9 protein-coding genes are annotated in these 7,728 nt (G+C 63.4%); 4 read left to right on the top strand and 5 right to left on the bottom strand.

Translation table 11 applies throughout. The features are described from left to right. Positions 1–220 precede the first annotated feature (220 nt). The 3 genes from AB0L60_RS42040 to AB0L60_RS42050 all read left to right on the top strand — a co-directional run bounded on the left by AB0L60_RS42040 (position 221) and on the right by AB0L60_RS42050 (position 3,233). Positions 221–502, top strand: coding sequence for a hypothetical protein (locus AB0L60_RS42040; RefSeq protein ID WP_364626438.1), 282 nt, complete (start codon positions 221–223; stop codon positions 500–502). 885 nt (positions 503–1,387) lie between these two features. Next, the gene (locus AB0L60_RS42045) at positions 1,388–2,365 is read left to right on the top strand and encodes a hypothetical protein (RefSeq protein WP_364626441.1); all 978 of its coding nucleotides are present in this window, start codon (positions 1,388–1,390) and stop codon (positions 2,363–2,365) included. A gap of 247 nt (positions 2,366–2,612) precedes the next feature. Next, the gene (locus AB0L60_RS42050) at positions 2,613–3,233 is read left to right on the top strand and encodes a gamma carbonic anhydrase family protein (protein WP_364626444.1); all 621 of its coding nucleotides are present in this window, start codon (positions 2,613–2,615) and stop codon (positions 3,231–3,233) included. Here AB0L60_RS42050 and AB0L60_RS42055 read toward each other — a convergent pair. Next, a complete protein-coding gene (locus tag AB0L60_RS42055; RefSeq protein ID WP_364626447.1) occupies positions 3,230–4,159 on the bottom strand; it encodes a carbon-nitrogen hydrolase family protein in 930 nt (309 codons plus the stop codon). The genes AB0L60_RS42050 and AB0L60_RS42055 overlap by 4 nt on opposite strands. A gap of 233 nt (positions 4,160–4,392) precedes the next feature. Beyond that, a complete protein-coding gene (locus tag AB0L60_RS42060) occupies positions 4,393–4,908 on the bottom strand; it encodes a hypothetical protein (RefSeq protein ID WP_364626450.1) in 516 nt (171 codons plus the stop codon). 168 nt (positions 4,909–5,076) lie between these two features. On the opposite strand from AB0L60_RS42060, the gene AB0L60_RS42065 reads away from it, so the two are divergent. After that, positions 5,077–5,361 (top strand): hypothetical protein, encoded by a 285-nt coding sequence (locus tag AB0L60_RS42065; RefSeq protein WP_364626452.1) that lies wholly within the window; start codon positions 5,077–5,079, stop codon positions 5,359–5,361. 128 nt (positions 5,362–5,489) lie between these two features. Here AB0L60_RS42065 and AB0L60_RS42070 read toward each other — a convergent pair whose 3' ends face one another. From AB0L60_RS42070 to AB0L60_RS42080, 3 genes are all read right to left on the bottom strand, one after another. Then, positions 5,490–6,104, bottom strand: a complete 615-nt coding sequence (locus AB0L60_RS42070) for a hypothetical protein (RefSeq protein ID WP_364626455.1) — start codon at positions 6,102–6,104, stop codon at positions 5,490–5,492. Positions 6,105–6,175: 71 nt separating this feature from the next. Further along, entirely contained in the window at positions 6,176–6,649 is a 474-nt protein-coding gene (locus AB0L60_RS42075) for a hypothetical protein (RefSeq protein WP_364626458.1), read from the bottom strand. Positions 6,650–6,853: 204 nt separating this feature from the next. After that, on the bottom strand, positions 6,854–7,309 hold the full coding sequence (locus tag AB0L60_RS42080) for a hypothetical protein (RefSeq protein ID WP_364626461.1): 456 nt from the start codon (positions 7,307–7,309) through the stop codon (positions 6,854–6,856). Between the last annotated feature and the right edge of the window lie 419 nt (positions 7,310–7,728).

Genomic DNA, 7,728 nt, shown 5'->3' on the forward strand with positions numbered 1-7,728 from the left:
TCGGTGGAATCAGCCCGATCTGCTACGAGCGGTCACTCATGACAGCCGCAGCGAACGCTGCGTAACTAACTGTCCACCGTTCGGGGGGAACCTCATCCGGCGTGGCGGCAGTGTCCTGGCCTGTAGTGCCGACCACAGAAGTAGGGGCAGAAAACTTGAAACTCTAATGCTTCAGACATGCGTAGGGTGGCACCGACATCACGAAACATGAGGAGCGCCCATGAAAGCCGCTGCCAGCCAACGCATTATCGCCGCTGCGGCCGGATGCCTGATCACCGCCGCTGCGGCCGGAACCGCTGGTGCCGCGCCGCTGGTCCTGCAGCCCGCTGCCGAAGGACCCGTCGCGCCTGTTGTGGCCGAAACCGGATCGTTGGAACGCGCGCTCGGCGGCGATGTGGGGTTCTCGGTGAGCCAGGGCTCAAGTGACATGTACCGGAACGTCTTCGAATTGGTGGTATGTGACCTGCTTCGAGCCGGTCCGTTCATCTGCGCCCCCCGGTAGCGGCCGCCGAAGTGCATCTGGCGCGAGACCGAGTAGTCGAGAACGTGGCACCTTCGCGCGGATCCAGGAACGATCAGTTCTAACATCCGCACATGCCGAATGCAGCGCGTTCTCAGGGGCTCGAGTGGAATCACCAGCGGGTCAGCCGATCGGAAGCCCAGTGCCGCTGCGCCGCCGCCCCAAGATTTGGGGTGGTGCGGGAGGCCGGGGGCGTACTGGATTGTGAAACGCATCAATTTTGCTTGATTGAAAGGTCTTGTCCGATGCGTTCTTTCCTTGTCGCAGCGGCTGCGCTGGGGGCTTTGACGGTGGGGGTCGGCACGGCTGTGGCCGCGCCGGTGCCGGCTCCGGTATCGACGTCGGAGTCAGGTTCGGGGGCACCTCTTTTTTCGGGATCGGGTTCTTCGGGATCGAGTTCTGCGCAATATCTGTATACCCACCCGATTGTGTGGATTCTGGTTTGCGCTATCGGTGGGTGGACGCCCGAGCAGGTCACGGCATGTTCCGGTGCGGCCAACCCGGGTTCCCCGATGATGTAGGTTGCGGCACGCTGGGGAATGCAGAAGCCTACGCTGCCCCGAAGTCGCCGAGAACCTAGCCAAGAGTTTCGGCGAGCGGGGACTCGGTGGCGGGTAGCTGGGTGTTCAGCGTCGAGGAGCGCGGGCCCACGGCGCTGAACGCACTCTCTTGCCGCATACCGCGCTGACCGAACCGGCCAGCACGCGGCATCGAAAGATCAACTGGCTGTGCCGATCCGAGGCCGGCCGAACGCACCATAATGCCGAAGTGGTTGGGGCTCTGCGACTTTGGAGTCTCTACGGGACCCACACGATCTCTCCACACTTGGTCGACGGATCGGACACAACTGGTCGATACAGTGACCGCGTGTTGGTTCGTGATACACCGTGGAATCGCTGGAGCCGTTTCGCGTACCTATTGCAGGTCGTTGCCGTCGGCGCACTGGCTCTCGCGTGGGCGGCGATCGGGCTCGGACTGTACTCGGACCGGGGAGCGGATCCACGGTTCGAGCTCGAAGCGGGCGGCCGCTTCGCGGCCAACCTCATGGTCTATTGGCCGTTCCTGCTGGTGATCAGCCCGGTGCTGGCCGTCACTGGCATGTTAGGGCTGTTGCCATACCGGTTCGCGCCTGGCGGCACCATTGTGGGTGGGGTAGTTGCCAGTTTGTTCGCTCAGTGGGTGGGAACCGAGCTGTACTTGTCCGACTACAAGCGGGAGTTACCCGGACGCCTCGAAACGAGCTTCGGCGCTGCGTGTTTCGCAGTTGCCGTAGCGTTCACGGCAGCTTTCTTGCACTTGTATAGCAACCGATCCGGTCGGACGCGTGTCGCTTCGATTCGAGGCGGAGCAGGGCTGGCGGTCGCCATTCTCGTCAGTGCCTGGGTCACGATTCCGCCGCTGATCGCGGGCAGTGGCACTCCGTCCGGTGTCCTGGCTGGGTTCGTCACCGACCCCCATTGCGGCAGGAAAGTGTCGGACTGGACCGACGAGGGACAGGCGACCGTCTACAAGGGCGACGCGACGACACAGTCGTATCCGCCGAAGGATATGCCCGACACTCGGTTCGGGGTCGTGGTCACACTGCGGAACGGCACGGGCAGCGTTGAAACCACCCCGCCGACCGCGATCTCGTTCCGAGACGAGCTGCCATTTCGGTCGGGTCCGCCGGCAACCGAATTGCTGCTGTCTCGGGATGGTACAGGCAACCGGTTCGCGTTTACTCGTCTGCGCGATCCGAAGTGTGAGTCCGGCAGTAGCCGGGTGGTTTCGGCGACCTACATCTATAACGACTACGGCAGAACGAACACGCCTCAGATTCGGGGCACGGTATCTCGTAGCGAGTAACGCGCTGGCAGGGGTGCTTGATCGGCGTCGCTGATCTGGATGTCCGCACATGCCGCATACCGCGCTGACCGAACCGGCCAGCACGGGGCATCGAAAGATCAACTGGCCGTGCCGTCCGAGGCCGGCGGAACGTCCGCTATTGCCGATTACAGGCTCAAGCTCTGCTTCAATGCCGAATTCTGACGCCCCGAGACGTTGTGAGAGGCTCCGGAACTGACCGGGGCCGCCCGGGGGAACAGGAGTGGGTATGCCCAGCTATGAAATCGACGGAGTTATACCGGTTGTAGCCGCCGACGCGTTCGTGCACCCGTCAGCGGTGCTGATCGGAGATGTCGTGGTCGAAAGCGGCTGCTACATCGGCCCGGTGGCCAGCATCCGAGGCGACTTCGGCCCGATCGTCATCGGTGCGGGATCCAATGTTCAGGATGGGTGCGTGCTGCATACGTTTCCGGGGCGAGAGTTGTTGCTGGAGACCGAATCCCACATCGGGCACGGTGCGGTACTGCACGGTTGCGTCATCGAGTCGGGGGCGATGGTCGGCATGAACGCAGTCGTGATGGATGGCGCACGGGTGGGAGCACGCGCGCTCGTGGGCGCCGGAAGCATGGTTCGGGCGGACACGACGATCCCCGCAGCGCATCTCGCGGTCGGTAACCCGGTCACCGAGACCCGGCCGTTGGATGAGCAGACGTTGCGGTGGAAAGCCAACGGCGTGAAGGTCTATCAGGAATTGGCCAAGAGGTCGTTGGCTTCGATGCGGGAGACCACACCGCTGGCCGAGATTCCGATCAACCGGCCGCGCCTCAGCACCGGCCGCGACCTATCGACTCCCTTGCACGAATTGCGCCGCAGTGGTGGCAGTAGCTAGTCGTCGAGAAAGGTTGCCGGGGAGCGGCGGCGACGGTCTACGGTGACCGAGAAGACATCGGGGCGAGAGTAGTGCCCGGCGGGATCGCAGTTCTGTCGTTCCTGAGCTACCCGGGCGGGATCGATATCGGCGATCACGAGCCGTTCCGCACCGATCACCGGCTCGACCAGCCAGGCGCCGTCGGGCCCGGCGATCGCGGAGCCGCCGTCATAGCCGGCCGGTTTGCCTTGTGAGATCAGCATGTCTCGCAGCGGGAAGTCTCCAGGTACATCGCTGTAGTCGAGCACGGCTCCGGCGGCCAGGGAATAGACCCGACCTTCCAGCGCGACGAAACGGGTGATGTCTCGGGTGTTTCGGACCGATCCGGGCCAGGTGGAGATATGGAGGGTTTCCCCGTCGGCATACAGGGCGTGACGGGCTTGGGGCATCCAGTTCTCCCAGCACGACAGGCCGCCCACCCGGAATCCGGCGACATCGTGAGTACGCAGGCCGTGACCGTCGCCGATTCCCCAGACCATCCGTTCCTCGTGGGTGGGCATCAGTTTGCGATGAGCGCTCACCACTCCGCGAGCCGGGTCGATCGCCACCAGCGTGCAGTACACGGTCCCGCGGACGCGTTCGCTGATCCCGAGATAGCAGAAGACCCCCAGATCCGCGACGGCCTCGCACACGGTGGCCAGGTACGGGCCATCGAGGGTGACCGCGGCGTCGAGGTAGTAGGCGTAGGCGGCCTTCTGCGCCGGATTGTTGAAGCGGGCTCCGCCGGTGCGGGCCAGCCAGATCGGATAGCCCGACAGAAACGTCTCCGGAAACGCCAGCAGGTCCACTTCGGCTTCGGCCGCCCGGGTCAACCAGTCGACCACCGTCTTCGTTCCCGCCGTAGGGTCCAGCCATGCCGGCCGTGCCTGCGCCGCAGCGATCCTCATCCACCGATCGTAAACGTTGCGCGACTGGGGAATTCGGCGCGGAACATCCATCCAGGACCAATCAGCCAGCACACGGCATGGCCTAACTATGGTTCACGATAGTGATCTGTAATGCCGCATACCGCGCTGACCGAACCGGCCAGCGCGGAGCATCGGAAGATCAACGGGCAGAACGCCGTACGAGCGCCGGCAGTGCGCGCTATTGCCGAAGCGCGTGCGCTACTGTTCTGGCCTTACGGGCCCGGAACCTCAAACCCTCTCATGACGGAACTACTCTGACCGAGCCGCAACGATTGCCTCGTCACGCGGATGAAGTGCTCCTGGGCGAGGTGTTGCTTGTCTCTAGCCGCGGCCCATTCGTCATCGTCGATCGGTGGCCGCTCTCGCTCGAATGTGGTGCGCATAACGGCGCCGTCGGCGAGATGGAGTGCTTCGGCAGCCGACACGACTTTCCTTGGTGCGATGAGGCGAAGGCGAGTGAGCACGACGGCTTGGGCGCAGTATGCCTCATCGGTTCGCGCTTGCATCTCCGTGCATACGCTGGCGTCGTAGCCTTCGACTCGGGCAATGCGCGCATACGCGCCGCGGCTGGCGAAACTGGCGTCCAGGTATTCCACGTAGGCATCGATAAGAGCCTCTCGCAACCACTTTCGGTTCTCGCGACGGCCCGATATGTAGAGAGTCATGCCTGCAAAGGCAGCTGCTAGCGATGCTGCCACTGCACTGATAGCCGAAGGCACGACGGACATGCCAACCTCCGACGAGCAAGGGATGGTACCCAATAGATTCGCACGCTTGTGCCGCTTCCCGCGCTGACCGAACCGGCCAGCGCGGGGCATCGGAAGCCGGATCCAATCCGGGGCGCGTGCGGTGTCGAACTATCGAGCGGTCCTGTCGTCGGTTGTGGGGGGTGTGGAGTGCAGGTTTTCATCAGTGGCCGGGTCAGCCGCTGCGATGGTGAGGCCTATGTCGTCATCGGTGCACCGCCGCCGGTCGCCGGGTGCGCTCGCGGTGAGAAGGTCTGCCATGTCGAAATTCGCCACGCGGACACCGTTTTGCGGCTGCACCCGGAGCCGGGGTCTACGCGGGTGGCGCTGGATAACGCGTTGTATGAGGTGGCCCGGCAACTGGGTATCGATTTGCCGGGGTTGCTTGCACAGGTCGTGATCGGGCCCGCGGTGGGTGAGCCGCAGGCCTGGTAGCCGGGATAGGTTGCCGGTTGCGTGGGTCCGGATTGCTGGTCGCACCGGTTTGACGGTCGACGAACGCACGGTAATGCCGATGAGCGTGTTCCTGATCGGTCCATGGTGCGCGGATTCGAATCAGTGGGTCAGGGTCTCCACACGTACTTGTCGTATCTCTCGGGCGCTGGTTCAACCGACTGCAGCAAGCCCCAATCGAAACGCGCCCAGTAGATCCCGCGATGGCCCGAATCGGGATCCGTTGCGTTGAAGGCGGTGATGTCGCCCGTTGAACCAAGCCCATCGACATGCGCGAATGGGCCCAACATGCTGTCGTGAAACTCCTCGGTGGTGCACGACCAGGGAGTCAGGTCGGTGATGCCGTCGATTCGAGGCCGCGGCATCTCAGGCCGGCGAAGCAGCCGCCGCCATACCTGGCGAGGTCCTCGGGAGAACTCCGTGAACTCCATCTGCAATCCGGGCCAGAACGACAGATCCCACCGTGCACGGCGGGACCAAGTATCCCCCTCGGTGTAGGTATCTTCTGATTCCGCTGCACCCCAGGCAGATACGTATTCCGCGATCGATGTGAACTTGTTGCTCGCGGCGGACCACCACCACCGCTTCTCGGCCATCTCGGTGTCGGCGGGAGTTGCGCCGATCCGCTCAAGCAGATCTGTCGCCTGGGCGGGCGCGCTCCTGCACATCGCGTGCAGCAGCGATAGCTGGTAGTCGTACAGCGTGGTGATGGGCTCGCCGGTCATAGTTCCTCCCCCTCAGCGCAGTCCGCATCGAAAACTACCAGCGTCATTGATCGGCACGATGCCCCCGAAGATCAGTTGGCCGTCTCGGCGTCGTTCACCGGATGCCATCGAAACCACATGTCGGTGCCGTCCACTCGATAGCGGTCACCTTTATCGAAGCGCGTCTCGGCCAACAACTTTCGAGCGTTCGCCGGGACTCGACGATGCGGAGCCAGCAGCTCTTGCAACTCGTCGTAGCGGGCATCGATGCCGCCCCGACCAGGATGAGTGTCGACGCCTGCCTCCCCGGCGATGTAGCGCTGATCCCAGCAGGCGAAGTTCGCCCACCACTCGAGCTCCCAGGCCACCGCTTGCGCGCTCGCGGGCCAGACGTTGAACATGTACCCCGCATCGACGCGAGTGAAGGACTGACCCTCGAAATAGTGTGGCTGCCCGCCGATGTCGGCGAGCCCTTCGCGTGGCCAGTCGTAGCGTGCCGATTCGACATAGACACGCTCGAAGCCATCGGCAATCAGGACTGCTTCGTCCCACTCATTCCCCAGCACAGCCGATGCTAACCCGGAGCTACCGATACCGCAGCGCACGCGATACGCACTCAAATGCCGCATACCGCGCTGACCGAACACGACAGCCGCAGCTGGCGCCGGAAGATGAAGGCGGGGAGAGTATCTGAGTGGGCAGATGGCCGTGCATCCGTTCAATGTGGCGTATCCGCGCCGATCAGCGCCTACGCTTCTATCCGATAGGGCTCAGTCAGGTATGACACAGACGGTGAGTTCGAGCCGGGGATAAACGATCGAGACTGCGGGGCAGCGGCTTCCATCGGCGACGCCCTCGATCACTTCGGTTACGCGCTCGGCCCCGGGCAGATGGGCATCGCAGTCGAGTCGATCGGGGTCATTGACGTCGCTCAGGTTCCAGCAACTATCCACCGTCATGTTGTAGGTGAAGCAGTACAGCGCCAGCCGGAAGCCGTCATCGGTGCGGTGGTGATAGCTCAGCGTCGCATGCGGGCCGCACCGCTGGTCCTGCGTCTCGGCGGTCAACTGATATTGCTCAATCAACCGATACTTCGCCGCCGCCGAGTTGCAATCGACCGGCCCCGCCGTGTCATTCGTCGTATCCCGTGACGCACAGCCGCCGACCGGCAAACCTTCATAGAGATTCGGGTACCCCGCCGCCACCCCTGAACCGATCAGAGCCATGACACCCCCCACCGCCATCGACGCGATAATGCCGGACAATCTCACCGCGAACCCCCGAGTCACTCCATTGATCTTCGAAAAATGCAGTAGCGCAGCCGATCACCGTTCATTCTCGGACCGGAGCGCCACCGCTGCCGTGAGACTACACGGGGTAACACACTGACCACACCGGCCAGAACAGGGCCGACAGCGGAAGGCAGGCCGCAGCGCAGAGTATCCGCTATTGCCGCTGATCGCTCGCCCCGCAGTCGCCGACCGTGTCGGTAAACGCGTCTGCCGACAAACTCGACACTCATCCCGAAACCTGCCCGAATCGCGTCGGAATGCCGTGTCGGAAATCAACGCCGGAAAACCCTGCCGTCGAGTAATTTTCGACATATGTTGATCGGCTACGCCCGGGTCTCCACCCCCGACCAGAA

Origin of the sequence: Nocardia sp. NPDC051981 (genome assembly GCF_040680715.1) — a bacterium.
Taxonomy (GTDB): domain Bacteria; phylum Actinomycetota; class Actinomycetes; order Mycobacteriales; family Mycobacteriaceae; genus Nocardia.